14 protein-coding genes are annotated in these 26,677 nt (G+C 55.7%); 13 read left to right on the top strand and 1 reads right to left on the bottom strand.

Going from position 1 to position 26,677, the window contains the following annotated elements; all coding sequences use genetic code 11:
• Nucleotides 1-79: 79 nt before the first annotated feature.
• From GSF01_RS05750 to GSF01_RS05760, 3 genes are all read left to right on the top strand, one after another.
• The gene (locus GSF01_RS05750; RefSeq protein WP_159882083.1) at nt 80-9,871 is read left to right on the top strand and encodes a chitobiase/beta-hexosaminidase C-terminal domain-containing protein; all 9,792 of its coding nucleotides are present in this window, start codon (nt 80-82) and stop codon (nt 9,869-9,871) included.
• 37 nt (nt 9,872-9,908) lie between these two features.
• Nucleotides 9,909-10,595, top strand: coding sequence for a S1 family peptidase (locus GSF01_RS05755; RefSeq protein WP_159882084.1), 687 nt, complete (start codon nt 9,909-9,911; stop codon nt 10,593-10,595).
• A 195-nt stretch (nt 10,596-10,790) separates the two neighbouring features.
• Nucleotides 10,791-11,171 carry a VOC family protein gene (locus GSF01_RS05760; protein ID WP_159882085.1) on the top strand — a complete coding sequence of 127 codons (381 nt, stop codon included), beginning with the start codon at nt 10,791-10,793 and terminating at the stop codon, nt 11,169-11,171.
• A 55-nt stretch (nt 11,172-11,226) separates the two neighbouring features.
• Here GSF01_RS05760 and GSF01_RS05765 read toward each other — a convergent pair whose 3' ends face one another.
• Nucleotides 11,227-12,075 carry a sugar phosphate isomerase/epimerase family protein gene (locus GSF01_RS05765; protein ID WP_159882086.1) on the bottom strand — a complete coding sequence of 283 codons (849 nt, stop codon included), beginning with the start codon at nt 12,073-12,075 and terminating at the stop codon, nt 11,227-11,229.
• A gap of 326 nt (nt 12,076-12,401) precedes the next feature.
• Here GSF01_RS05765 and rpoD point away from each other — a divergent pair, with 326 nt between their 5' ends.
• The 10 genes from rpoD to GSF01_RS05815 all read left to right on the top strand — a co-directional run bounded on the left by rpoD (nt 12,402) and on the right by GSF01_RS05815 (nt 26,466).
• The gene (rpoD, locus tag GSF01_RS05770; protein WP_159882087.1) at nt 12,402-13,520 is read left to right on the top strand and encodes an RNA polymerase sigma factor RpoD; all 1,119 of its coding nucleotides are present in this window, start codon (nt 12,402-12,404) and stop codon (nt 13,518-13,520) included.
• Nucleotides 13,521-13,693: 173 nt separating this feature from the next.
• Complete coding sequence (locus GSF01_RS05775) at nt 13,694-15,466, top strand: cache domain-containing sensor histidine kinase (protein ID WP_159882088.1); 1,773 nt, start codon at nt 13,694-13,696, stop codon at nt 15,464-15,466.
• Nucleotides 15,459-17,006, top strand: a complete 1,548-nt coding sequence (locus tag GSF01_RS05780; RefSeq protein ID WP_159882089.1) for a response regulator transcription factor — start codon at nt 15,459-15,461, stop codon at nt 17,004-17,006. Before GSF01_RS05775 ends, GSF01_RS05780 begins: the two co-directional genes overlap by 8 nt.
• Nucleotides 17,007-17,149: 143 nt before the next feature.
• Nucleotides 17,150-18,457, top strand: a complete 1,308-nt coding sequence (locus tag GSF01_RS05785) for an ABC transporter substrate-binding protein (protein ID WP_159882090.1) — start codon at nt 17,150-17,152, stop codon at nt 18,455-18,457.
• Between the two features lie 268 nt (nt 18,458-18,725).
• The gene (locus tag GSF01_RS05790) at nt 18,726-20,063 is read left to right on the top strand and encodes an ABC transporter substrate-binding protein (RefSeq protein WP_159882091.1); all 1,338 of its coding nucleotides are present in this window, start codon (nt 18,726-18,728) and stop codon (nt 20,061-20,063) included.
• A 200-nt stretch (nt 20,064-20,263) separates the two neighbouring features.
• Nucleotides 20,264-21,169 carry a carbohydrate ABC transporter permease gene (locus GSF01_RS05795; protein ID WP_159882092.1) on the top strand — a complete coding sequence of 302 codons (906 nt, stop codon included), beginning with the start codon at nt 20,264-20,266 and terminating at the stop codon, nt 21,167-21,169.
• Between the two features lie 115 nt (nt 21,170-21,284).
• Entirely contained in the window at nt 21,285-22,061 is a 777-nt protein-coding gene (locus GSF01_RS05800) for a carbohydrate ABC transporter permease (protein WP_235941322.1), read from the top strand.
• 50 nt (nt 22,062-22,111) lie between these two features.
• Nucleotides 22,112-23,137, top strand: coding sequence for a glycoside hydrolase family 88/105 protein (locus GSF01_RS05805; protein WP_159882093.1), 1,026 nt, complete (start codon nt 22,112-22,114; stop codon nt 23,135-23,137).
• Nucleotides 23,138-23,173: 36 nt separating this feature from the next.
• Nucleotides 23,174-24,286, top strand: a complete 1,113-nt coding sequence (locus tag GSF01_RS05810; protein WP_159882094.1) for a rhamnogalacturonan acetylesterase — start codon at nt 23,174-23,176, stop codon at nt 24,284-24,286.
• A gap of 104 nt (nt 24,287-24,390) precedes the next feature.
• Nucleotides 24,391-26,466: a beta-galactosidase gene (locus tag GSF01_RS05815; RefSeq protein ID WP_159882095.1), complete on the top strand. Its 2,076-nt coding sequence runs from the start codon at nt 24,391-24,393 to the stop codon at nt 26,464-26,466.
• Nucleotides 26,467-26,677 lie beyond the last annotated feature (211 nt).

Here is a 26,677-nt window from a genome sequence, read left to right on the forward strand (position 1 = left end):
AGTCTACCCGCACCAATCGGTTCGGCCCGGTGCGGGTAGACCCCTTTCCCTGTTTCAAATTCAAGAGGGCGGTGTGCAGATGTCAAGGAAGCACAGAGCAGTCTACGGGATTGCATTTGCAGCAATATTGGTTGCCGTCATGGTTTGGGCCGGCGTGTTCGTCGTGAACGCGGATACGGAGAAGTGGACCGACCATGCGGATACCGCTTGGTACAATTCGGATTATGTGACCTTCACGATTGATACTCCGGCCAAGCTGGCGGGGGCTGCCAAGCTGGTGAACAGCGGAACAGTCGACGGGTTTAGAAATAAAATATTGGAAGTGGACCGGAATCTCGATCTGGCCGCCTACGAATGGGTGCCGATCGGGACGGATCAGTATCCGTTTCACGGCGCCTTAGTAAGTAAAAACAATGCCGTGTTCGAAATCCGGGGCATGAAGCTGTCCGGTAATCTGACCTATGCCGGTTTGGTTGGGTACATGGACAACGGGACGGTCAAAGGCTTCAAGTTCATGAATAGCGGGAAAATTGAAGTCGGCTCCTCCAACGTAACGGGCATTGTTTATGTGATGCAGTCCGTCACCTCGCAAACGTACGGAACGGTTTGGGAGCTTGTCCCCGTTCCCGATACTAGAGTCGGTTATGTGGGCTCGGCAGTCGGTAAAATGGTCAACAACAGTATGGTTCATAGCGTAACGAATCTCATCCCGATCAAATCTGACTTTGCCGCCAAGCATGTATATGCCGGCGGGATCGTCGGGGGCGGGGAAGGCAGCATATCGGACTCCCACAACCTGGCGCCGATCGCCGCGAAAGGGCCTGACATCGAGGCCGGCGGTATTATCGGTTATGGCGAAAGCGGCGGTCTGGTCATTAAGAAAACGAGCAATCAGGCTGCCGTTCAGGCGGACAGCAGCGGTGCCGCTCATGCAGCCGGCATCATCGGCCATGCAGCAGGGCGACTGAGCCTCGGCGACGAAAACACGCCGTTCAGCAATACGGGCTCTATTCAGGTCAGCAATGCCAGACTGGCTTATGCCGCAGGTATTGTCGGACGGGCGGGAGCGGCAGTCGATTTCTCCGATGCCACCTCGAACGCCGGAGCCGTCACGATTCAGTCGGCAGCGGCCGAAGCTTCCTATGCGTCGGCTCTTGTCGGTTCGATCGATACCGAGCAGGCGAATCCGCAATTCTCCATCGCGTTTACGAACACAGCTCCTGTCACGAACAACGGCGGAACGAATGTGCACACCGGTGTGCTGGCAGGCTATGTGAACAGTACGTTCGCCTGGGGCAAAGGCTTTACCAACCCGGCCCCGGTATCAGCCAGCGGGCAGCAGCAAGTATTTACGGGCGGTCTGATCGGTAAAGTGAGCGGAAACGCGAGCTTCGCCGGAATCGCGAGGAATAACGGAGCGATCTTGGTAGGCGCAGGCGCTCCCGCGCCTAACGAAGCCTTTACCGGAGGAATTATCGGCTACGCCGGGCAGCGCGTTCTGTTCGATAGCACGGCGAATCAGGCCTACGTAAACGGCGGCGAGATCACGGTAAGCGGCGGTACTGGCGTGTACACAGGCGGTATTGTTGGAAATAAGGCCTATGCCAGAACCTCGGGCGAGACCATCAGCAACGTCTCGAACACAGCTCCTATCCGGGTCAGCGGCCAGAGCAAGATTTACACAGGCGGGCTTATCGGAGTCGTGCCGGAGGAGGGTGTAGATAAAGTTATCACCGGAGCTTTTTTCGATAAGGAAATTACGGTGACAGCCGCCTCGTCCGAGCTCGGCCGCACGGTGAGCACGGGGGGGATCGTCGGCTACTACGTCAACCATAGCGACAACCGCGCAGCGATTGATCTCGCTTCTTTCCGAGGCAAGATCACGTCGACCGGCGGAGGAAATGAGTCGTTTACCGGCGGTATCGCCGGCTATGTTGACGGCGGTACGATCAAGCGTGCCAGCATCGGAAATACGGCTGCGAACTTCGCTAAGCTAAGCTCGGACGGAAATGCCGGCGGCGTTGTCGGTTATATGAACGGGAACGTCGAGACGGCAGGCGTTAAGCTGACTACTATTGTCCTGCAGACGGCAGGCGGCATATCCGGCGGTGTAGCCGGTAAAGCGCAGGGCGCCATTACGGCGGCTACCGTAGGAGACGAGACATTCACGGAAGGGTACAGCGTGAGGCTGGAGGCGGCGGCAAGAGATGCAGCCGGCGGCAAGGACAATGTCACATTGGGCGGTATTGTCGGAGCGAATACGAATACGTTCTCGCTGACAAACAGCCATGCAAGCCATATTGGGCTGATTACGGCAGCCGGCAGAAGCGGCTATACGCTCGGTGCTCTGGCGGGATCGCTGACAGCTGGCGCGCAAATCGGGAATGTCGAGGCGCCTGTGACGGCCGATCATATTTTGATCGACCTGAAGGCGGCAGGCAGTCAGGTGGGCGGAGCTATCGGCTACAACCGCTCGGCCAAGGTTTATGTCAAGGCAGACCAGATCACGTTTAACGTCCAAGGTGCGCAAGCGAAGGCGGGCGGTGTGATTGGCATACAAGATGTTGCGGCAGGAAGTATTCCGGCTGCGGATGGCGCCGGGGCGGCCGGCTTTGCGCTGAAAGCTAACCAGCTGACCTTTACCACTCAAGGGGCTGGAGCCTCTGTAGGCGGCGTCTTTGGAGAAAACCTTGGAGATACGCCAAGGGTCTCCGCAAGCAGCATCATGATCACGTCAAGCGGCGCGGACAGCCGATTAGGCGGTATTGCGGGTACAAATCGCGGCATCTTGATGGAAAGCAGCGCTTCCCTTATTGGCATCACGACAAGCGGGGCGGGAGCGGAAGCAGGCGGTATCGCAGGCCGCTCGGATATCGCGGACGGCGGGCTGGCCGCCGCACGTATTGTACGCCCTCAGGTGCATACCGAGGAGGCGGCTTTGATCTCTTCGATGGGAGAACGATCCTGGGTCGGCGGAATCGTAGGCTCGGCCAAGCTGACCGAGATCGTGAATCCGCGAATAGAGGCAGTTATCCCGAATTATGTGACCATGACGGCGGGCGCGGCCCAGAACGGGGTCGGGGGGCTTGTCGGTCGCATCGAGCTGGGCAAGCTGCTCGGCGACTCGGCATTCGTCCATGTCGAAAATCTGCTGATTACGGGCGGGCAGTCGGCAACCTCGTCTTATCTGGGAGGGATTGCCGCCTACCAGGATCAGGCCGCAATGGATAAACTGACGGTCAAATCAGCCAATCTGGTCGTTAACGGCGCTCAATCGGTCGTTGGGGGGATGGCCGGCTACAACCGAAGCTCGGCTTCAGCGGTTATCTCGAACAACTTTATCGACGGTCTGAACATCAAGGTTAATGCGACGGCCGCTCAAGCGACGGTCGGCGGCTTTGTCGGGGTGAACGACAAGCAGGATACGGATCCGGCGGCATCGCCGGCTGCGGGTGTAAGCTCGATTCAAAACAGCCGGTATGTCGGATCTGTACAGGTGGCCTCCCCCTCCTCCGTCACAGGCGGTATGGTCGGAGAAAACCGCAGCTTGATCGCTAACAACAGCATCTCGGATAAAATTCCCGTGTCCTCCAAAGGAAGCGGCGGCATCATCGGCGGACTTGCCGGCATCAATACCGCGACAGGCACGTTGTATTATGCGTACTCGAACTCCACCCTGGCCGTAGAAGGGGAGGGTACGCTTGCGGGCGGCTTTGTCGGCGACAACCGGGGCAAGGTCATTGCCTCTTATGTGGATATCGACGTCAACGGTTATGCACACGGTGCGACGGGCTCTCCCGTATATCTCGGAGGACTTGCCGGACGCAACACGGGTACGATCGATAAGTCGCATTCCGTATCCAAAGTAACCGCCTATGGCAGCCATTCCCGAGTAGGGGGCCTCGTGGGCGATCAGGCCGGCGGAAATATTATGAACTCCTATACAGGCAACATCGTGACGGCTATGGGCAATGATTCGTTCTCGGGCGGCTTCCTCGGCCGGATTACATCCGGGCAGGTATCGACTGTGTACTCCGCGGCTCATGTTCTGGCGGAGAACGGAGCTTATGCCGGCGGATTCGCCGGACGCTACGACAATGCCAGCAAGGAGCTGCTTTACAAGGCTTACTATGTGAAGGATGAGACACTGGCGATCAACAAGGACTTGCCTGACTTTGCCGACGGCAACCATCGCTGGCTGCAGGTTCACGCTCGCCTCAGCACGCTGTTGTCCTCGACATTGATGGACCGCGCTTCCTTCCCGGGACTGTCGGGATGGGATTTCACGAACACCTGGAAATACGGGTCTGTGAATGCGGAGTACAAGTATCCCGAGCTTCAGCGCAGCGCCAATACCGGCGGCGACGGAGGCAGCGGCAATGAGGTCAATGCCAATATCGCTTGGTACATGCGCGACAAAGCCGCTTTTACCTTCGATATTAAGACCGAAGCGGAGCTGGCGGGCTTGGCGGCCCTGGTCAACGGGACCGTGACCGGCGTTGAACGCTTTGATTTCGAAGGGCGGACGATCCGGCTTCTGAATCCGATTCATATTCAATCCAAGCAATGGATGCCGATCGGGCGAAGCGAAGACACGACATTCCAAGGCAGCTTTGACGGCGGGCATTATCTGATCGACGGCCTGAGCGTTCAGCCGAATCACTCGAACTCCGGGTTGTTCGGGGTGATCGGCGCGAAAGCCAAGGTGACGAATATGGTGATGGAGCCGCTCTCCATCGCAGGCATTCAAAACACGGGGGTGCTGGCCGGTTACAACAAAGGCCAGGTATCCAACATCAAGATTAAGGTGCTGCCGAATCTCACGATCAGCGGAGGTACGGTAGGCAGCTTGTTTGGCAAGAACACCGGGACCTTCCAGAACGTGAGTCTTGCGCTGGAGAGCGGAAGCAAGCTCGAAGCCGTAGGGGCCGATGCCGTAGCAGGCGGCTTGATCGGCGACAATACGGGGGCGCTCACGCAGGGACTGTTCTCCTTTACGTCTTCGGGAGCGGTCCTGAGCAGCTCGTCCGAGCGTGCGACGCTTGGAGGTCTGGTCGGCAAGCAGTCCGGCGCTATCAGCGGATTAGACCGCAGCATGGACTACAGCCTTGCGGCCTATGGTCCGGAGAGTGTGCTGGGCGGCCTGATCGGCCAGCATGTGTCGGGGCAGACGGACCGGGTGACCTTGACCTACACGACGGGCTCGATCACGGCCGCAGGCTCAGGCTCTACGGTCGGCGGCATGACCGGACAGTCCGAGGCCGGCAATCCGATGAGCCAGGTTACCGTTACGGCTTCCGGGGCAGGCCAGCAGCTTACGGCCGAGGGAACGGTCGGCGGTTTGGTCGGCAGGAAGACCGGCAACTGGACGAACAGCTTCGATATGGACCAGGTGAAGGTCGAGAAGCTGCTGATCGTTACGAGGGAAAGCAGTCCTGAGACGACGATAGGTGGCATCGCGGGCAAGCTCGCGGCTACGGTCATGCATCAAGCGATCTCCGATGTAGAGATCCGAGCGGCCGGCGGCCAGGTCATGTCAGGCGGAATCGTAGGCAGCGGCCAAGATTCGATTCTGGATCAGGTAGAAGCCGTATCGAATGTGACGTTTGCTGCGAAGTCCGGCGAAAGCTCGCTTGGCGGTATTGCAGGCGTGATGTCGGTGGCGGAGCAGGATCGGGGCAAGGCGTTCGACTTTGGAAGACGAGCACCCTTGTATCCGGGCATTTATGAGGCTTCTGTACACGGGAAGCCGCTGATCGCTCAAGGCGTCGACAACGGGTCAGACCTGCAGCTTGGCGGTATCGTCGGGAAGCTGGAGCATGCTTCGGTCTATTACGCGAAGACGAACGTCGATCTCGAAGTACGCGGAGGGAAAGCAGCTGCAGCCGGCGGCATCGCAGGTGTAAGCAGCGGGAATATCGTCAGCTCCCGGCCTCTGCAAAGCATCACGGCGAGTACCAGTGTCGTGTATGATGTCGGCGGCGTCGTTGGCCGTTCGACAGGAGGAGAAATCCACTATACGTCGGCTTCGTCTCCTGACGGTCAAACCCTTACGGTAGGGCGTACGGCCGCGAAACAAGGCGCGGTTCCTGCCGTGCATGCCGGCGGCTTGATCGGTCGCGGGGACAATACGAAGATCACGAACGCTTACGCTTCGATGCCGGTTAAGGTGGCAGATGATAATCAGGACTCGACCCTCTATGCGGGCGGCTTCGCCGGACTTCTCGGCGACGGAAATCTCGGAAGCAGCACCATGGAGCGGGTGTATGCACTTGGCTCCGTAGAAGCCCAAGGCATTATCGGCTCTTATGCAGGCGGCTTTGCCGGTTCCATCGACCGTTATACGATTACAGATGCCTATGCGGCAGGCCGAGTCGCCAATACCGGCTACGATACGGGAAGCGGCGGTTTCGCGGGCGCCGTGGAGCGTGGCGCAGTCATCAGGCATTCCTATGCCTCGCAGGACAGCCTGACAACTACGGGCGTCAATCAATCGACCCGCTCGTATACAGGAGGCTTCGCCGGGTTCAACGACGGAACGCTGGATGAGGTGTTCGCCCGGACGGGGGCACTGGCCGTGAACGTTAGCGGCGCTAACATCTACAAGGGCGCGCTGGTCGGCTACAATTTCCGTGACGGCAAGGTAACGTCATCCTGGCATACGGCGGCTATGAACCCGATCGGGTACAGCTTGGGAGCGGCTGCCGGCAATGCGCAAGGCGATGTATCCGCTTCGTTCGATGGATTTACAGACTGGAATTTCGAGCGGGAAGCTGCGTTCTTGAACAGCAAGAATGGCTCCGACTGGAACATCCTGAACGGCAGACAGCTTGCGGGCCTTGTCTGGCTGCATAATCAGGATACAGGACTTGCTTACTACCAATTGTTCGATCGAACAGCCGCGCAGAAGCCAGCGATCTCCAAAATTTTGCTGGGCGCTGACCTGGACATGGAAGGCAAGCCTTGGACGCCGTTCGACAGCTTCACAAGCGAGCTTGACGGACAAGGCTATACCATAAAGGGACTCAAGATCGCTGCCGGAGCTGCCGATCAACAGGGCTTTATCTCGCAGAATCGCGGTAAAGTGGCCCGGTTGGGGATCATCGAGGCGCAAGTATCCGCGGGGTCAAGAAGTGGTATCGTGACAGGCATCAATCATGCGGAGGGCTCCCTTAACGGGATTGAGGTTAGCGGTCAGATGCAAGGACGCGACTTCGTAGGCGGCTTGGTCGGGGAAAATAAAGGATCGATCCGTCAAGTCAACCTGCATGATCTGAAGGTGGACGGCACGGCCTATGTCGGAGGAGTAGCCGGAACCAACAACGGCTCGATCGGCAGCTCCGTTGTGAAAGCGGCAGTTAGCGGCACAGACAGCTTTGTCGGCGGTATCGCGGGACTTAACGAAGCCGAGCTGACCGAAGTCGAGGTGCAGGGCTCGGTGCAGGGCGCCGAGCATGTGGGCGGCGCTGCAGGCGAGAACAAGCAAGGCTTGCACGCGATCACAGGCAAGGAATTGACGGTTCAGGGCGTGACCCGAATCGGCGGTCTGGCCGGGACGAACAGCGGCCTGATCAACGGCTCCAACGTACAAATAACCGTTACGGGTACCGGTGAGCGCATCGGCGGCATAGCCGGTGTCAATGACGGCGAACTGAACCAGGTGGAGGTACAGGGCAGTGTGAAGGGCGCTGGAAACGTAGGCGGGGCTGCCGGTATTAACGCGAATAAACTGACAGCCGTTGCCGTCCGCTCGCTTCAGGTGGACGGAGGCATGGGCGTAGGCGGCTTGGCCGGGCTGAACAGCGGCTCGATCGAAGGCTCGTCTTCGATAGCGGCCGTTACGGCAGCAGGCAGCTACGCTGGCGGCATTGCCGGAGCGAATGAAGGAACCGTCAAGCAAACTTATGCGGCGGGCAGCGTTAAGGCTGATGCAGGCAGGGATATCGCGGCAGCAGGCGGTATCGCCGGCAGCCTGACAGCGTCCGGCAGCATTGAGCAATCGTTCTCCTACGCGGATGTACAGGCGACGGGCGCGCATGCGGAAGCGGGCGGTATCGCCGGCGTAAGCAGCGGCTCGATCCGTGATGTGTATGCATCCGGCAGGGTGGAGGCTCAAGGCCAAGCGGCAGCCAAGTCCGGCGGCATCGCCGGATTCGCGGTAGCTGGAACCATCCGCGGAGCGCTTGCCTATGGAGAGGTCCGCTCGGTGATCGACGGGAAGATTCATCGAGGCAAAACGCTCTACGGCGGTATCGCAGGACAGAAGGCGGCTGAGGCGAAAGTTACCGGCAGCTTGTTCAACAAGCAAGCGCTGAAGAATGACTCCGCCTATTATGACGAGGACGGCAAGCGCGTGAGCGGGGCAGAAGCCGGAGCCGGAGCTACGGGGCTGAACACCAAGCAGCTTACCCAGTCCGTCCTGCCGGATGGGCTTGACAGCAAAGTATGGGGAGCTGCGCAAGGGTATTTCCCCGCCCTCCAAGCATTCGGCGGTAGTGCGGCTTCCAAGCTGAGCACGGCAGCCGTGACGCTAGTGGATCATGATCTGATGAGCCAAATCGGCAGCCGCTTTGGGCTGACCTCCGATCCCGCCCTTCACTGGCAAGCGGGCGCGGCGATCCACATCGTCCGTGATAGCGCAGGGATAGTGAACGGTACCTTGAAGTCAACAGGCTCGGCCGAACTGTCCGTAACAGCGGGCGGAGAGAGCAGAACGATCGTGCTGAATGCGCCGTCTTCTCCATACGCAGCAGCTGTTCCCATGCCCAAAGTCATCTCCGGCAGTCAGACGTTTGATAACAAGGTGGACGTAACCCTGGCGGTGGATGAGCCTGACGCGAGCATCTATTACACACTGGATGGCAGTCAGCCGAGCGCGAACTCCCTACGCTACACGGCGCCTATCTCCTTGACAGCAACGACGACGATCAAGGCCGTCGCCATCGCTGAGGACATGGAGACCAGCCAAGTGTTGTCCGGTACTTGGACCAAGAGGACGGTGTCAGGAGGAGGCTGGGGCGGTGGCGGCATCTTCGTAGCGCCTCCGGTTATCGAGGCAGCCATAGGGGACGGCAAGATCGTTATCGAGGCATCGGCTCCCGCCAAGGTGGCGAGGAACAGCATCTTGAAGCTGACGGCTCCCGAGGGGCAAGTGATCTACTACACGACCGACGGAAGCGCGCCGACCAAGAAAAGCAAGGTTTATAAAGAGGGCGACATTGTAATCACCGGCAACATGACGATCAAGGCGATTACCGACAAGGACGATCGCGTCCTGACGATCAACTATGAGGTAGAGAACGCCAAGTATGCGGTGAAAAAAGACGCCCACGAGATCAAGTACGCAGCAGGCTACGATAATCATGAATTCAAGCCGGATGCGGCCATTACCCGCTATGAGCTGCTTGACGCGCTGTCTCCGCTTCTCGATAAGGAGAAGGTGAGCGTCGATACGGTGCTTAAAGGCGTGGATGCTGCATCCAAAGCCAACGTGGCCTTCTTCGCCTCCGCCGGCATCATCGACGGCTACGAGGACGGAACGTTCGGCGGCGAGCGCGGGCTGACGCGTGCGGAGTTTGTCGCGATGATGTCCCGCGTGCTCAAGCTGGATGTAAGAGCTCAAGGGGAAACGTTTTTGACCGACGTAGCCGGGCATTGGTCGGAATGGTATGTCAATGCATTCACGAAAGCCGGCTACGTCGATGGCTTCCCGGATGGTTCCTTTAAGCCGGACAGCGAAATCTCGCGTGCCCAGGCTATCGTGGTGATCAATCGAATCATTTGGGCGAAGAAAAAGGAGTCTCCGGCTCGCTTCAGCGATTTGACACCGGAGCACTGGGCGTTTGAAGACATCATGGCGGCAGCCAAGTAAGAAGAGATTCACCGGAAAGGCGGCTGAACCACTCCCAATGAAACGAAAAATCGCAGCACTATGCTTACTGATTTCCCTGTTGTCGGGCACGGCGGTATGGATGCATGCGGAGGCCGATAATCCCGCTGTATATCATGCAGAGGCGGTCTTCGCGCAAAGCGCAGAGGCGGTGGTCTATCTCCGGATACTTCGCGAGGATGATTCCTTGAAAGCCACAGGCACAGCGGTCCTGGTGTCCTCGGAGGGCAAGGCGGCGACAGCTTACCACGTCGTGAAAGGAGCGGAGCGTATCGAAGGAACGCTCCGCGACGGTCGCGTCATCAGCTCCATCGAAGTGATCGGCTACGACGAACAGCGGGACGCGGCGATTCTTCAATTGCCCCCAGCCGAGCAAGGGGACGGGGAGCCCTACGAATTTTTGCCCGTCAGGGAAACAGCCGTCAATTATGGCGAGCAGGTATTTGCGATCGGTTTTCCTATGGCAAATACGCCTATCATTACCGAAGGCATCGTCAATAGCCCGAGTGCAGAGGTAAATGGACGGGAGCGGATGCTCATCTCGGCACAGGTAGCGAGCGGCATGTCGGGCGGTCCTGTCATCGACCGGTTCGGCCGGATCGCAGGGATCATCTCCGGCTCGCTGCGAACGATGAACAATATTCATCTGGCCGTCCATACGGAAGACTTGCGAAGCTTACTGTCAGAGCCGGTAAAGCTTCCTTAGCACTTAGCACGGGAATAGGAATAACGGGTACAGGAAAGAAGGTCCTTCCGGCGAAAACATCGCGGGTAGGACCTTTTTCTGTTCGAGCCGGAGGCAGCGCGGAGAACTTTTCTTTACAGCTGCTTTGCCATAATATAAAATGGAGAGGAACAATGAAACTTAGTTTCACTAAATGAAACAAAGGGAGAGGGTGGGATGGCTTTCCGCTTCTATGGTCTCGACCATGTTCAGCTTGCAGCCCCGGAAGGCTGCGAAGTAGAGGCCCGGCATTTTTTCAATCACGTATTGGGCTGGATGGAGGTGCCCAAACCTGAAGTTTTAGCGAAGCGCGGCGGAGTTTGGTTTCAATGCGGGCTTCATCAGATCCATATCGGGGTACAACAGGATTTTGTTCCTGCTGCAAAAGCACACCCCGCCTTTCGCGTTCAGAATCTAGAGGAGCTGCGAGAACATCTTCATAGCCATCAGATCCGCATCCTGGAGGATACGGCAAGGGCCGATGAGGGCATTAGACGTTTCTATATCAACGATCCCTTTGGGAACCGACTGGAATTTTTAGAAAGTGATGCCGGATAGTCACCGCACATGCAATAAGGACCTGAGACGGCGTCTCAGGTCCTTAGGGCTTAACTTAACGGCTGCGGACGGTATCCTTCAATGCCCGCACATACTTCAGCACTTCCGGAAGATCCTGTTCAGGCGTATCTTCCAAGGAAATATTCACATACGGCTTGCGCGCATGCAGCTTGGTGAAGAAGCGCTCAATGTCGAACTGTCCCTGGCCGATCTTGACCGAATTCGGACGCCCGTCGGCGCGGTAGACGACATCCTTCAGATGCGCCAACACGATCCGGTCTCCGACCAGCTCGAACAGCTCGTCGACAACGGCGTCCCGCCGCTCGAAATTATGCTGGTCCATCAGGTTGCAAGGATCGAAAACGACGCCGAGGTTCGAGGAAGGGACCTCGTCCAGAATACGCTTCATCTTAACCGGGTTAGAAAGCGTATGTACGCATACCGGCTCAAGCCCGATATGAACGCCCCATTTCTCGGCTTCCTCGGCAAGCTCAGCGACCGTCTCCCTTAACACGTTCCAGCCGTACTCCTCGTAGCGCTCCGGCTCTTGAGCGGCGAACGTGTCCAAATCTCCCGTTTCCGTGGCAACGATGGAGGTGCCGAAGTCGCGAGCGTACCGGATATGCTCCTTGAAGCGGTCGATCTCCGCCCGCCGCTGCTGCGGATCGGGGTGAACCGGATTGATATAGCAGCCCAACACCCCGATACGGATGCCGGCCTTATCGAATTGCCCGGCGATATGATTCGCCAGACCCGGGCTTAGCTTCCCTGGAGATAAGTTGATATCCCCAATGGCTTTAAGCAGCGCTAATTGAACAAAATCGATGTTGTAAGAAGCGAGCCGATCGACGAGCTCTTGCAGCGGCCGCTTGCCGACCGTATGCGCCAACGTTCCGAATCCCAATTCTATCTCTCCTTTAAACCTGTATTGAAAAGTTCGCTATAACTATACCATGTCCGACCGCCAGAGGCGATCCAAAAAACAGTGACAACGGATAAAACTGATTTTTGCACATGAAAAAACCGGAACCCACAGGGTGGAGTCCGGTTCAAACGAGCGAAGGATAAGATATTTTCAAGTTGCTTTTCATATATAGGCATGATATAATGGCGGATAGTAAAGAGACATATTTTATCAAATAAATATGATATACAAAGAAATCATAGCATATTGATAAATAAAAGTCAACCGGCTGACCAGGCCATTCTCTTGAAAACGGGGGCAGATCGATGGAGAACGAACAACAGACCAAGCTGGGCACGGACATCACGTTGGAGCAGGCTAAAGATCAGCTTATCGAGCAAGGAAAGAAGAGCTCATCCTTAACGTACAAGGAGATCATGGATAAGCTCTCGCCATACGAACAAGACCCGGATCAGATGAATGATTTCTTTGAGCATTTATCCGAAATAGGCATCGATATCCATGAAGATTCGGATGACGATTTTCCGGCAGCTCGTCCCGAGTCGGCGTCTGACGAATTCCAGGTGGACGATGATCTTTCTTTGCCTCCAGGCCTCAAAACGAATGATCCGGTCCGGATGTATCTGAAGGAGATCGGCCGCGTACAGCTGCTCTCTACGGAGGAAGAGGTTCATCTTGCGCAGCGTATCGAGGCTGGCGACGAAGCGGCCAAGCGCAGACTGGCCGAGGCCAACCTGCGGCTGGTCGTCAGTATCGCCAGACGGTATGTCGGGCGGGGGATGCTCTTCCTTGATCTGATTCAAGAGGGCAACATGGGCTTGATCAAAGCGGTTGAGAAGTTTGACCATACGAAGGGCTTCAAGTTTAGTACCTACGCTACGTGGTGGATTCGTCAAGCCATCACGCGCGCGATCGCCGACCAGGCAAGGACGATTCGGATTCCTGTGCATATGGTGGAGACGATCAATAAGCTCATTCGCGTATCCAGACAGCTGCTTCAAGAGATCGGAAGGGAGCCTACGCCGGAGGAAGTGGCGAAGGAGATGGAGCTCAGCGTAGAGAAGGTTCGCGAGATTATGAAAATTGCGCAGGAGCCCGTCTCGCTGGAGACGCCTATCGGAGAAGAGAACGATTCGAATCTCGGCGATTTTATCGAGGACTCCGACGCTCCGGCACCGGCTGACGCCGCTGCATTCGAGCTGCTGAAGGAGCAGCTGGAGGATGTGCTGGACACGCTCACGGAGCGGGAGGAGAACGTACTGCGTCTCCGCTTCGGGCTGGATGACGGCCGTACGCGGACGCTGGAGGAGGTCGGCAAGGTTTTCGGAGTAACCCGGGAGCGGATTCGCCAGATCGAAGCCAAAGCCTTGCGTAAGCTGAGGCATCCGAGCCGGAGCAAGCGATTGAAGGACTTTCTGGATTAGGAACCGGCGTGCCGGATTCTTATATCATTAGATTGCATGTGGACAGAGGCACACCGGTGCCTCTGTTTTTCTATGTGGAAAAACGAGGGCGCCTCGCGCTGGCAAGATAGTCCCCGGATGTAGTAACATGGACCAATACGATGACAAGACACTGACGGGATAGGGTGACAGACATGATGCCATTTTTCCTTTCGCTCAAGCAGGCATTCGGCAATCTCAGAATCAAGCATAAGGTGATTGCCCTTATTTCTCTCATTATGACGTTCTGCTTCCTGATCACCTATTTCGCTTTGCAATACGTGTATTCGATCTATGACGAGCAGCTGTTCGCTAAATCGTCCCAGGTGCTGAATCTGTCGTCGAACGGGATCGAGGAAGAATTGAGGCGGATCGAGAGGCTGTCGTTCAACGTGGCCACGGATGCGGAGATTCAAGGCTTTCTTCAGGCGATGAAGCCGGATACGCCCAGCTATGAGCTGCTGCGGCTCCGTGCGAATATGAATGACCGCCTGGTGCAGTATGCCGGCTATGAGAAAAATATATACTCGGTAGAGATCGTGGACTTGTCCGGTCATGTTACGCGGGCCGGGCTAAGCCGACCGATCACAGGCGACTCGGGCGCTGAGGTGCTCCGGGGGGCCGACCAAGCTAGCGGAGGCAATGTCTGGAGCTATCCGATCAATAAGGAGGATACGCTAATCGCCGCCCGGCAGATCCGTTCTTATCGCAATCTGGAGCTGAGCAAGCTCGGCACGCTGCTCATCCGCGTCCGATTGGACCGGATTGTCGATGAGGTCCTTGCCGGCACCGAGCTAAAAAACGGTGAGATCGTCATCGCGGCGGGAGACACGGTCGTCTATCCGCTGGATCGAAATTCGCTTGCTTCAAGTGTGCATCAGCCGGCGACCGGCTCGGGCAATTATTTGATCCAGGAGATGAACGGCGAGCAGTATTTCTACACGCATGTCGAGTCCCCCTATACGAACTGGACCTACACAAGCTTGATCCCATTCGAGAGCATCTTTCGAAAGATTATTTGGATGAAAAATATATTGCTTGTCGTCTTTGTAGGAAGCCTGCTCGCCGTGCTGGCGCTCGCGATCAGCTTCGCGCGGAGCATAACCAGGCCGATGGAATCGCTGATCGTGCGGATGAAGCAGGTGCAGATGGGCAACTTCACCCAGATTGAATGGGACACGGGTGAGAAGAGTACGCTGCAATCGATGGATGAGGTAGGGCATCTGAACCGCTCGTTCCGAATCATGGTGCAGCAAATCAATGAGCTGATCACTGAAAATTACGCCAAGCAGCTCACGATCAAGGAGACGCAGTTTAAGGCGCTTCAGGCGCAAATTAATCCGCATTTTATGTACAATACCTTGGAGTCCATCAACTGGCTGGCCAAGGTGAACCGTCAGCCCGTCATCTCAAAAATGGTGGAATCGCTCGGTTTTCTGTTGAGAAGCTCCATCAGCATGAGGGCGGCGCTTATTCCGTTGCGGGAAGAGCTGGAGATCGTGGGGCATTATGTAACGATTCAGAAATACCGCTTCGAGGAACGGCTTGAGTTTCAAGTGGACGTCCCCGAAGAGGTAATGGATTGCTGCATCCCGAAGCTTTCGCTGCAGCCGCTGATCGAGAATGCGATCAATTATGCGCTGGAGCCTAAGATCGAGCCATGCCGAATCCGGCTAGCGGCAACCCTGGAGCAGGACTATTTGGTCCTGTCGGTCGAGGATGACGGTCCCGGGATGGATCACGAGCTGCTGGACAAGGTCCGCCGTGGAGAAATGCGCCGCGGCAGCGGAATCGGCTTGCGAAATATCGAGGAACGGATCGTGCTTTCCTTCGGAGAAGACTACGGCCTGATTTTGGATAGCGAACCGTATAAAGGGACCAAGGTGACGGTCAGACTACCATACGAAAGAGGGTGCTCCCATGCATAAGGTACTGCTTGTGGATGATGAACGAATTATTCTGGAGGGCATATCGGCTGTCGTGGACTGGAAGTCTGCGAACACAGAGCTGATCGGGACGGCGCGCAACGGGCTGGAGGCGCTCGATGCTATCGAGGAAAACAAACCCGATATTGTGATCAGCGACATCCGTATGCCTGCGATGGACGGACTGCAGCTGGCGGCTAAGGTTCATGAGCGTTATCCGGGCATCAAGCTGATTATGCTATCGGGCTTCAACGAGTTCGAATATGCGAGGGCGGCGATGCAGTATGGCGTCAAGCATTACTTGCTGAAGCCCTGCAATGAGAACAAGATCGTCGAAGCGCTGAAGGATGTCAGTGAGGAGCTTCGTCAATCGGAGGAAAGCGAAAGGTTCGTCAGCAATATGCGGGAAGGGCTGGCCAAGGTGCTTCCCCATGCGAAGGAGCAGTTCCTCAAAGAGTTTGTTACGAATAAAACGTACGGCGCACACGACTGGGCTTATTACCGCAAGCTGTTCGAGCTTGATGTGGAGACTAGCCGCATACGCCTCATTTTGTTTCAGCTCGAGGGTACTTTTGATTATGAGCATTTGTTCGCGGTCAAAAATATAGCCGGCGATATTTTGCCGAAAACGCTGCTAAGCTCCACGATCGGCGATCATGTGATCATAGCGGTGGAGGACAACCTGCCGATTCAGGAGCTTCATGAACGCATGCAGCGCATTCGGACCACGTTCCTCGGCTACTATAAAATCGACCTGACGATCGCCATGAGCGAAGCCGGCGATATTACGTCCGCCCGCCAGCTGTACAAAGAAACGCTGGAATGTCTGCACCATCGCTTCTATCTGGGAGAGGGCAGCCTGATTACGAAGACGGATCTGGCTGGTCCCGATCAAGCGCCTGTGGGCGACTTTTCATTCGATGAGGAGCCGCTGCTGCTGATGATAAAGACGGGGCGCTGGGAGGATGCGAGCGCGGAAATCGATGAATTCTTCGCCAAAGCGATCGAGCATCGAGCGGATGTGTACACGGTGAAATCCTATGTCATTCAGCTGTTCATGGCGATTATCCGCCAAGCGGATGCGGAGCGCATCAATGCCTATATGAGCAAGGTCGTTCATCTGGCCGAAATGGATACGCTTCATACCATGCAGTCGTTCCTGAAGGAAGTGGCCCATGAAATCACGATGCGCCAGTACGAGCAGCATAAGAGCAAGCATTCTGCCATCGTTCAGAAGGTTATCGGCATCATCGAGGAGCAGCTCGCCAATCCCGAGCTGTCGCTGAACTGGGTCGCCCATCAGCTGCTCTATATGAATGCGGACTATCTTGGCAAGCTGTTCAAAAAAGAAACCGACGAGAAATTCTCCAACTATGTCATGAAGGCCCGCATCAAGAAAGCGACCGAAATGCTAGATCAGCGCAGCGATTTGAAAATATTCGAGCTTGCCGAGCAGCTTGGCTTCGGGGATAATCCGCAATATTTCAGCCAAGTCTTTAAAAAGATCGTCGGCTGCACGCCGTCCGAATATACCAAATCCTGACAAGGGACGCTGTGATTTAACCTGTTATTTAAACAATCCGGACGGTTTTTTGGATTAAAATTTTGTACCCCATGGCGGATAATAAAGAAGAATAGAGAGAGGCGCACACTATAGATGCGACCCGCCATTCGGGAGGAACTGACATGAAAAAAGCATTAGCTGCTGTACTGTCGTTATCGCTGTTATTTACGGCAACCGCTTGTGGAGGCAATGCAAGCGGAGGAGAAACCAAGCAAGAGGGAGCGGTCAAGGAAGGTCAGCCGGTTAAGCTGAGAATTGCCTGGTGGGGCGGACAAGCACGCCATGACTACACGCTCAAGGTCATTGAGATGTATGAGAAAGCGAATCCCCACGTCGATATCGAGGCGGAGTATGCGTCTTTCGACGATTACTGGAAGAAGCTTGCGCCGCAGGCTGCTGCCAACCAGCTGCCGGATATTATCCAGATGGATATTTCTTACCTGACGCAATACGGAGGCAGAAACCAGCTTGAGGACTTGGAAGCTTATACGAAAAACGGGCAGCTGGACGTCAGCTCGGTAAGTCCCAATACCCTTTCCGGAGGCCAGCTCGACGGCAAGCTGTTCGCTTTGCCGCTGGGCGTCAACGCTCTAGCCTCGGTTATGGATATGGAAATGATCAAGAAGGCGGGCGTGGCTACGCCGATTGATAAAAATTGGACGTGGACAGATCTTGACAATATCGCTCAGAAGATGAAGGAAAACGGCAAGTACATCGCCAGCTACAAGCATGAGGTGTTCTTCCCGTACTACCTGAGAACCGTAGGACAGAAGCTGTATAGCGATGACGGAGCCTCGATCGGCTATACCGACGACAAGCCGTTCATCGACTACTTCACGCGCTACCAGAAATGGTACGATGCCGGATACCTGCTCCCGCTTGATAAAGAAGCGACGAAGAAGGGCGTGCCGGAGGACGATGAGATGGTTATGGGCAATTCGATCTCCGCGAACGGCTGGTCCAATGCGATCACCGCTTACTCCGCTGCGGCTAATCGTCCGCTGGAGCTGCACCCGCTGCCTGGCCCGGACAATCAGAAGGGCATGTACCTGAAGCCGAGCATGTATTTCTCAATTACGAAAAACTCGAAGGTAAAAGAAGAAGCTGCTAAGTTTATGAGCTACTTTATCAACGATGTAGAAGCCAATAAGCTGATTAAGGCGGAGCGCGGCGTTCCGGTATCCTCCAAGGTGAAGGAAGCGCTGAGACCAACGCTGAATGAGGCAGAGACGAAGCTGTTCGATTATGTCGCTTGGGCTGAGGAAAACAGCTCCCCGATGGACCCTCCAAGTCCGGTAGGAGCGATCGAAGTGGAGAAGCTGCTCAAGGATATCAACGAGCAGATCCTCTATAAAAAGATCACCGTACAAGCTGCCGCAGAGAAGTTCCGCAAGGAAGCGAATGCGGTTTTGGCTAAAAACAAGAAGTAAACAGTCAGAAGGGGCCGATTCCGGTCCCTTTTTGTTTACACGGGTAACCCAGAGGATGTAGGGTCAACGTGCATATTTCGACCGAATCTGGGATATGCTACAGCCTGCATAGACGAAAAGTCGTCTATACCGAGTTATTGTAGGGTAAATAGCACTGAAATTTGAACAAACAGACCGGAAAATTGAATTAAAAAATAACCAAAAATCGGACATAATGATCTTGTAAGCGCTAACGCTAGACATGGCGACAAAAGGGGAGGAACTACACATGAAGAAAGCGTTAACACTGGTATTGTCCTTATCGGTTCTGTTCACGGCTGCTGCATGCGGCGGCGGAACGGGTACCAAAACGGACGGCAAAACGCCTGCGGCAGGTACGGATACAAAAACACCGCCTGCGGCTACTAAGCCTGCTGAACCGGTCAAGCTGCGTATCGCTTGGTGGGGCGGTCAAGCCCGTCACGATTACACGCTGAAGGTCATTGAGCAGTACCAAAAGGCTAATCCTAATGTACAGATCGAAGCCGAATATGCATCATTTGACGATTATTGGAAGAAACTGGCTCCGCAAGCGGCGGCCAACCAACTCCCTGATATTATTCAAATGGATATCTCTTATCTGACGCAATATGGCGGACGCAATCAACTGGTTGATCTGACTCCGTTCACCAAAAATGGCGTGCTGAACGTCGCAGATGTCAGCCCATCGGCCCTATCCGGCGGTAAAGTCGGGGACAAGCTGGTTGCCATGAACCTGGGCGTCAATGCGCTTCAATCGACGATGGACTTCGAAATGCTGAAGAAGGCAGGCATTACGCCTCCTGAGAAAAACTGGACGTGGGACGATCTGGATGCTCTTGCGGCCAAGGCGAAAGCGGCAGGCAAGATCATGGGCGGCTACCGTCATGACGTATTCTTCCCTTACTTCCTGCGTACGCAAGGCCAAAAAATGTACTCGGCAGACGGTACTTCCCTGGCTTACCCGGATGACAAACCGTTTATTGACTACTTCAAGCGCTACCAAAAATGGTATGACGCCGGCTATCTGATGAGCCTGGATAAGGAAGCCCAGAAGAAAGGAACGCCGGAAGACGATGAAATGGTAATGGGCAACTCGATCTCCTCCACCGGCTGGTCCAACCAGTTCCTGGGCCTCGCCAATCTGGCGAAGCGTGATCTCGAAATGCAGCCGCTGCCAGGCCCGAACCAGAAGCAAGGCCTGTTTCTGAAGCCTAGCATGTACTGGTCGATCACGAGCAGCTCCAAGCAGCAAGAAGAAGCAGCGAAGTTTATCAACTTCTGGATCAATGATATCGAAGCGAACAAGATCATCAAGGGCGAGCGCGGCGTACCGGTTTCCTCCAAAGTAAAAGAAGCCTTGAAACCGTTGCTGACTCCGAACGAAGTGAAAGTATTCGATTATGTAACATGGGCTGAGCAAAACAGCAGCGATATGGATCCTCCGAACCCGATCGGCTCCATCGAAGTCGAGAAGCTGCTGAAGGATACAAGCGAGCAAATTTTGTATAAGAAAATTTCCGTCGAGGACGCTGCCGCAAAATTCCGTAAGGAAGCGAATGCGATTCTGGCCAAAAACAAGAAATAATCCCGCACTTCGGCGCAAGCCAGACCGGGGCCGCTTGCGGCCCCGGTCTTTGGCGTGTCCCCAAAAAGGAAGAACCATTCGGCAGCGAATACAGGCTTCTTTGTCTGCTTTTTGAACAAAATGAACGGTTTTTTTCCTTCTGCCGTCCTCCGCTATCCTGCATAATAAAACTATAAATAAAGGCATAGGGGTTGAACAAGATGAAGCTTAGATTGAGGGACAACGACCACCTGACCGGATACGTGTTCACCGCTCCATTTGTATTGGGATTTTTGATATTTACATTGTACCCTATGATATCTTCCCTCTACTATTCGTTTACGGACTATAACATGATGGAGACCCCTCGTTGGATCGGCTTGGACAATTACCAGAAGCTGTTGTTCGAGGACGATAAGATCATGAAGTCGTTTCAGGTGACATTCACCTACGTATTTGGCAGCGTACCGCTGAGGCTCGCATTCGCACTGATCGTAGCGATGCTGCTGAATAAGGCGATCCGCGGCATTGGCGCTTACCGTTCGGCCTATTACCTGCCTTCCCTGATCGGCGGAAGCGTTGCCGTGGCGATCATGTGGCAGCAAATTTTCGGCGATAAAGGTCTGCTTAACGCGTTTCTCGGTTCGATTGGCATCGAAGTAACCCGATCCTGGATCGGCAGCCCCGATACCGCGCTATGGACGCTGATCGCCTTGTCCGTGTGGCAGTTCGGCTCGTCCATGCTGATTTTCCTGGCAGGCTTGAAAAACATCCCGGCTTCCTATTATGAAGCGGCAAGCGTAGACGGGGCTAGCGGATTGCGGCAATTTTTCAAAATCACGCTTCCGCTGCTCAGCCCGATTATTTTCTTCAACCTGATCATGCAGCTGATCTCAGCGTTCATGACGTTTACTCCGGCCTACATCATCTCGCGAGGCGAGGGCGGACCGCTGGACAACACCTTGCTCTACTCCCTGTATCTGTACCGTCAAGCCTTCTCGTTCTTCGATATGGGCTACGCATCTGCTATGGCTTGGACCATGCTGATCATCATCGGGGTAGTGACACTCATAATCTTCAAGACATCGACACTCTGGGTCCACTACGAGTCGAAGGGAGAGAAGTAAGATGGCGATGCAGCAAGCTGCTAAACAAACGACGAATGTACAGACAACGGCTATTCCGAAGAAAGCCATTAAGCGAGTGGCCTATCATCTGCTGGTAGGCGGACTGGCACTCTTGATGCTCTACCCGATTCTGTGGCTGGTTTCCAGCTCGCTAAAGCCTAACGATGAAATTTTCACAACGGCCCATAGTCTCATTCCAAGCAGGCTGGAGTTTAATAACTATGTGACGGGCTGGGCTGGCTTCGCCGGGACGACCTTTGCTACCTTCTTCAAAAACTCGATGATCATATCCGTCGTTTCTACGATCGGCGCTGTCATTTCCTCTGCGCTAGTCGGCTATGGCTTTGCCCGGATCTCGTTCTTCGGCAAGGCGTTCTGGTTCGGCTGCATGATGATGACGATGATGCTGCCAAGCGACGTTACGATGATCTCGCAATATGTGATGTTTGCTAAGCTCGGATGGCTCGGCTCGTTCAAGCCGATTCTCGTTCCGCAATTTTTCGCAACGCCGTTCTTCGTTTTCCTGATCGTGCAGTTTATCCGCACCATTCCTCAGGAGATGGATGAGGCGGCCAAGATGGACGGATGCAGCCGTTACGGCATTTTCTTCCGGATTATCCTGCCGATGATCGTTCCGGCTCTGATCACCTCGACGATTTTCTCGTTCTACTGGCGCTGGGATGATTTCATCCACCCGCTGCTTTACCTGAACCGTCCTGAGCTTTACCCGATGTCGCTGGCGCTCAAGCTGTTCCTGGACGCCGAGTCGATCAACAACTGGGGCGGGATGTTCGCGATGTCGACAGTGTCGCTGCTTCCGATTGTTATTGTGTTTTTTATCTTCCAGAAATATATCGTTGAAGGCATCAGCACCAGCGGCCTTAAAGGGTAATCCAACGCGGCGATGGGCTGATCATGATAGAGAGGGGACCAGCAGATATTATGCCGGCATTAGTATTTGATCCAAATGAAATTCGTGAAACGATCGATCGTGTGGTCCATCGCACGTTTAATATGGACTACAGCTGGGATTGGCCGGGCGGTGTCGCTTTTTATGGCGTTACGGAAGCATACGAAGCGACAGGAAACGAAAAGTATATCGAGCTGTTGAAGGCTTGGGTCGATGAAAAGCTGGAAGACGGTCTGCCGAAGCTGTCGGTCAACGCGGTGTCGATCGGGCACTCCCTGCTGACGCTGCACCAAGTGACAGGCGAAGAGAAGTACATCGAGATTGCCATCCAGATGGCCGATTATCTGAAGAACGACGCCGAGCGCTTTGCGGATGGCATCTTCCAGCACACGGTCAATTCGGAGACGTATAACTTTCCCGAGCAAGCCTGGGTCGATACGATGTTCATGGCCGGATACTTTCTGGTCCGCATCGGTTCGCTGCTGAATCGCGAGGATTATTTCGAGGACGGCATCAAGCAGTATCACGGGCATGAGCATTTCCTCCAGGACCCTGTGACGAATCTGTACTATCACGGCTGGGACAATATCGCTCAGCATCATATGTCCGGCATTTACTGGGCGCGCGGCAACTCATGGGCTGCGATAACGATGGCGCGTGCGCTTCAACTGGTGCATGTCACGCATCCTTCTTTCATGATTATCGAAGGCTCGCTCCGCGATCAATTGGCTGCGCTCGTCCGCTTGCAGGGCGAGGACGGCTTATGGCACACGGTGCTGAACGACCCGTCCTCGTACACGGAAACCTCCGGTTCGGCCGGTATCGCGGCTGCGCTGCTCACTACGGGCGGCCTGTATAACAAATATGTGAACCGGGCCATCCCTGCGTTTCTGTCACGGATTACAGAAGACGGCATGATTACGGGCGTATCTGCCGGAACTGCCGTTATGCGTGACGCTGACGGGTACAAGGGCGTTCCGGTGAAACGGATTCAAGGGTGGGGACAAGGACTCGGACTGGTCTTCCTGTCATCGCTGCTGAAGAAGCGGGATTGGTAAGCAAGATAACGGGAGGATACAGGAGGATTCACCGGGATGACCATTCAGCATAAATTCGATTTCGGAATCGGGGAAGCCGCGGAAGGATATATCAAGATAGGGGCCGAATTAGGGTATAGTACCTCCCTGGGCTTTGGCTTCTTGCAGCAGGAGAGCTCTCGGATCTCGGTGAAGGATCGCGGCGAACCGGACAAGCTGCGCCGCGACTTTTGTATCCCGCTCGACGCGGTATTCCGGGTGGACGTGCCCAGCGGCGTCTACACGGTGCATGCGCTGATCGGTGATGCGATAATTGGGACCGAGACCACGATTAAAGCTGGCTGCGGACGGCTGATGGTGCGCCGTCTGCGCACATCGGCCGGCCAGTTTATCCGCCACAGCTTCTCCGTATGGGTATCAGACGGGCGACTGGAGCTTGCCTTCTCGGGCCTCGCTCCGCGCATCAATGCCCTGGAGATTGAGTCGGCGCCGCAGGTGCGCACGGTGTTTCTCGCTGGAGACTCGACGGTTACGGATCAACCGGCGGACGGGTATCCGTATGCCGGGTGGGGACAGATGCTGCCGTACCTGCTGAAGCATGATGCGGCGGTTGCCAACTTCGCGTTATCCGGGCGGAGCTCGAAGAGCTTCATAGGCGAAGGCCACCTGGACAAGATCTGGGCGGAGATCAAGCCGCATGATATTCTGATGATCCAGTTCGGCCACAATGATCAGAAGCCGGATGAGGAGCGTCGAACCGAGCCGGAAACGACCTATAAGGAATACCTGAAGCGTTATATCGACGGGGCACGGGAACGGGGGGCTTATCCGATCCTGGTCACATCGGTGCAGCGCAGGTATTTCGAGCCGGATGGCACGCTGACAGACACGCATGGCGCGTACTTGACCGCCATGAGAGAGCTTGCCGCGGATGAAGATGTGCCGCTCGTCGATCTTGCTGCCAGCAGCAAGCGGTTATTCGAGGAGCTCGGTCCCGAAGGCACCAAGTCGCTGCTGATGTGGGGCGCTCCGGGCGAGTTCATGAACTTTCCGGGCGGGGTGGAGGATAACACGCATTTTCAGGAGCGTGGAGCCATTCGCATCGCTGAGCTTGTGGTGGAGGGGTTGAAGGAGCTGCAGTTGAAAACCATGCTCCTGCTGCTCCGGTAAGCCGCTTTTATAGGACAGGGTCGCTTCATAGGGCGGATTCGCTCTTGATGCGGCCCCATTGTTTTACAAAGAGACCGTATGGATGGAAGAGAGGGTGCTAAGAGATGACGATGGATACTGGAAGGGTACAGATGCTTCCCCAAAAACTGCTTCATGGAGCCGATTACAATCCGGATCAATGGGTGGCTTATCCGGACGTGCTGGAGGAAGACATCCGTCTGATGAAGCTGGCCAATTGCAACGTGATGTCGGTAGGGATATTCGCATGGGTATCGCTTGAGGCGGAGGAAGGCGTGTTTACCTTCGACTGGCTGGATCAGGTGCTGGAGAGGTTTGCAAACAACGGCATCTATGCCTTTCTGGCTACACCGAGCGGGGCCAGACCTGCCTGGATGTCCGCCAAATATCCGGAGGTGCTGCGCGTAGGGGCCAATCGGGTCCGCAACCTGCATGGCTTCCGTCATAATCATTGCTACACGTCTCCTGTCTACCGGGAGAAAGTAGCCATCATGAACCGCAAGCTGGCCGAGCGCTATGGGGACCATCCGGCTGTCATCGGCTGGCACATCTCCAATGAATATAATGGGGAATGCCACTGCGATCTGTGCCAGGATGCCTTCCGGGATTGGCTGAAGGCCAAGTACGGCACGCTGGAAGCCTTGAACCACGCCTGGTGGACCAAGTTCTGGAGCCATACGTATACCGACTGGTCGCAGATCGAATCTCCTGCCCCGCATGGCGAAACGTTCGTTCATGGGTGCAATCTGGACTGGAAACGGTTTGTGACGGATCGTACGGTCGATTTCTGCCGTCATGAGATTGCGGCGATCCGGGAAGTTTCCGATAGGCTGCCGGTGACGACGAACCTGATGGATCTGCCCTATGCGGATCTGAACTACTGGAAGTTCGCCGAGCACGTGGATATCATTTCTTGGGATAGCTATCCTACCTGGCATGACGTCGCGGACAACAGTCCTCAGGCGGCCCGGATCGGCATGGTCCATGATATTATGAGATCGATTAAAGGAAAACCGTTCCTGCTGATGGAAAGCACGCCGAGTCTGACCAACTGGCAGCCGGTCAGCAAGAGCAAGCGTCCCGGCATGCATCTGCTTTCTTCCATGCAGGCGGTCGCGCACGGTTCAAATTCCGTGCAATACTTCCAGTGGCGCAAGAGCCGCGGCTCCAGCGAGAAGTTCCATGGCGCGGTGGTCGACCACGCCGGGCATGAGCATACGCGTGTATTCGGCGAGGTAGCGGAGGTTGGCGGAGCGCTCGGGAGACTGTCTGCGGTTGCCGGAACACAAGTGGCTGCCGATGTAGCGGTCATCTTCGATTGGGAGAACCGCTGGGCGATCAACGATGCCCAGGGGCCGCGCAACATGGGTGTGAAATATGAGGAGACGGTGCTGTCTTACTACCGTCCGTTCTGGGAGCGCGGCATACCGGTTGACGTCATCGATATGGAGCAGGACTTCTCCCGTTATAAGCTGCTGGTCGCGCCGATGCTGTACATGGTACGTCCAGGCGTAGCGGAGCGGATTCACGCCTTCGTAGAAGCCGGCGGAACGTTCGTGGCGACTTACTGGTCGGGGATCGTAGATGAGAACGATCTATGCTTCTTGGGCGGCTTCCCCGGACCGCTGCGCCAGACGCTTGGCATCTGGGCGGAGGAAATCGAGGGGCTGCATGACGGGGATGCGAACGGCCTGCGTCTGTCGGACGGTAATGAGCTCGGACTGCAAGGGACCTTCGACGCCCTGGAGCTTTGCGAGACGATTCACCTGGAGGGCGCGACGGCGCTCGCCGAGTATGAGCACGACTTTTATGCGGGTCGTCCCGCATTGACGGTTAACCGGATCGGCTCGGGGAAAGCCTATTATGTCGCATGCCGGACAAAGCAGCCGTTCCAGGATGCGTTCCTCGGCGCGCTGGCTGACGAGACGGGAGTTCGGCGGGCCTTGAACACGGAGCTGCCGCAGGGCGTGACGGCTCAGATTCGTACGGACGGGACGAATGACTATGTGTTCGTGCTTAACTTCGCGGATGCGGAGCGTGTCGTGAACCTGGACGACCGTGCGTATACGGACGTGCTGAACGACGGGGCGACGGGTGCGGAGCTGAGACTCGAAGCATACGGGCTGGCCGTATTGCGCCGCGAGTCGGCTGCGATTAGCTAGGGGTTAAGGCTAGCTCGCTTATAGGGCCGACAGGAGGCATGCGCGGCTGGAAGAATGCCAATGCTGATGCTGGTGTTTGGAGTAACGTGCAACATGCAAGATAAGCGGTAGGCAAGGGATGACGCGTTATAGAGAGGCCTGCAGTTCCGTTCCGGCGGAGCTGCAGGTTTTTTTATGAAGGGCTCTGTTAAAGGTAAATGTTGATTACCAC

Source organism: Paenibacillus puerhi, from assembly GCF_009846885.1.
Taxonomy (GTDB): Bacteria; Bacillota; Bacilli; order Paenibacillales; family NBRC-103111; genus Paenibacillus_G; species Paenibacillus_G puerhi.

What these genes read in the sequence shown, in the direction of transcription:
- GSF01_RS05755 (WP_159882084.1), top strand. Translation starts at nt 9,909, where the DNA reads ATGAAACGAAAAATCGCAGCACTATGCTTACTGATTTCCCTGTTGTCG.
- rpoD (WP_159882087.1), top strand. Translation starts at nt 12,402, where the DNA reads ATGGAGAACGAACAACAGACCAAGCTGGGCACGGACATCACGTTGGAG.
- GSF01_RS05810 (WP_159882094.1), top strand. Translation starts at nt 23,174, where the DNA reads ATGACCATTCAGCATAAATTCGATTTCGGAATCGGGGAAGCCGCGGAA.
- GSF01_RS05785 (WP_159882090.1), top strand. Translation starts at nt 17,150, where the DNA reads ATGAAAAAAGCATTAGCTGCTGTACTGTCGTTATCGCTGTTATTTACG.
- GSF01_RS05750 (WP_159882083.1), top strand. Translation starts at nt 80, where the DNA reads ATGTCAAGGAAGCACAGAGCAGTCTACGGGATTGCATTTGCAGCAATA.
- GSF01_RS05760 (WP_159882085.1), top strand. Translation starts at nt 10,791, where the DNA reads ATGGCTTTCCGCTTCTATGGTCTCGACCATGTTCAGCTTGCAGCCCCG.
- GSF01_RS05790 (WP_159882091.1), top strand. Translation starts at nt 18,726, where the DNA reads ATGAAGAAAGCGTTAACACTGGTATTGTCCTTATCGGTTCTGTTCACG.
- GSF01_RS05795 (WP_159882092.1), top strand. Translation starts at nt 20,264, where the DNA reads ATGAAGCTTAGATTGAGGGACAACGACCACCTGACCGGATACGTGTTC.
- GSF01_RS05780 (WP_159882089.1), top strand. Translation starts at nt 15,459, where the DNA reads ATGCATAAGGTACTGCTTGTGGATGATGAACGAATTATTCTGGAGGGC.
- GSF01_RS05815 (WP_159882095.1), top strand. Translation starts at nt 24,391, where the DNA reads ATGACGATGGATACTGGAAGGGTACAGATGCTTCCCCAAAAACTGCTT.
- GSF01_RS05800 (WP_235941322.1), top strand. Translation starts at nt 21,285, where the DNA reads ATGCTCTACCCGATTCTGTGGCTGGTTTCCAGCTCGCTAAAGCCTAAC.
- GSF01_RS05805 (WP_159882093.1), top strand. Translation starts at nt 22,112, where the DNA reads ATGCCGGCATTAGTATTTGATCCAAATGAAATTCGTGAAACGATCGAT.
- GSF01_RS05775 (WP_159882088.1), top strand. Translation starts at nt 13,694, where the DNA reads ATGATGCCATTTTTCCTTTCGCTCAAGCAGGCATTCGGCAATCTCAGA.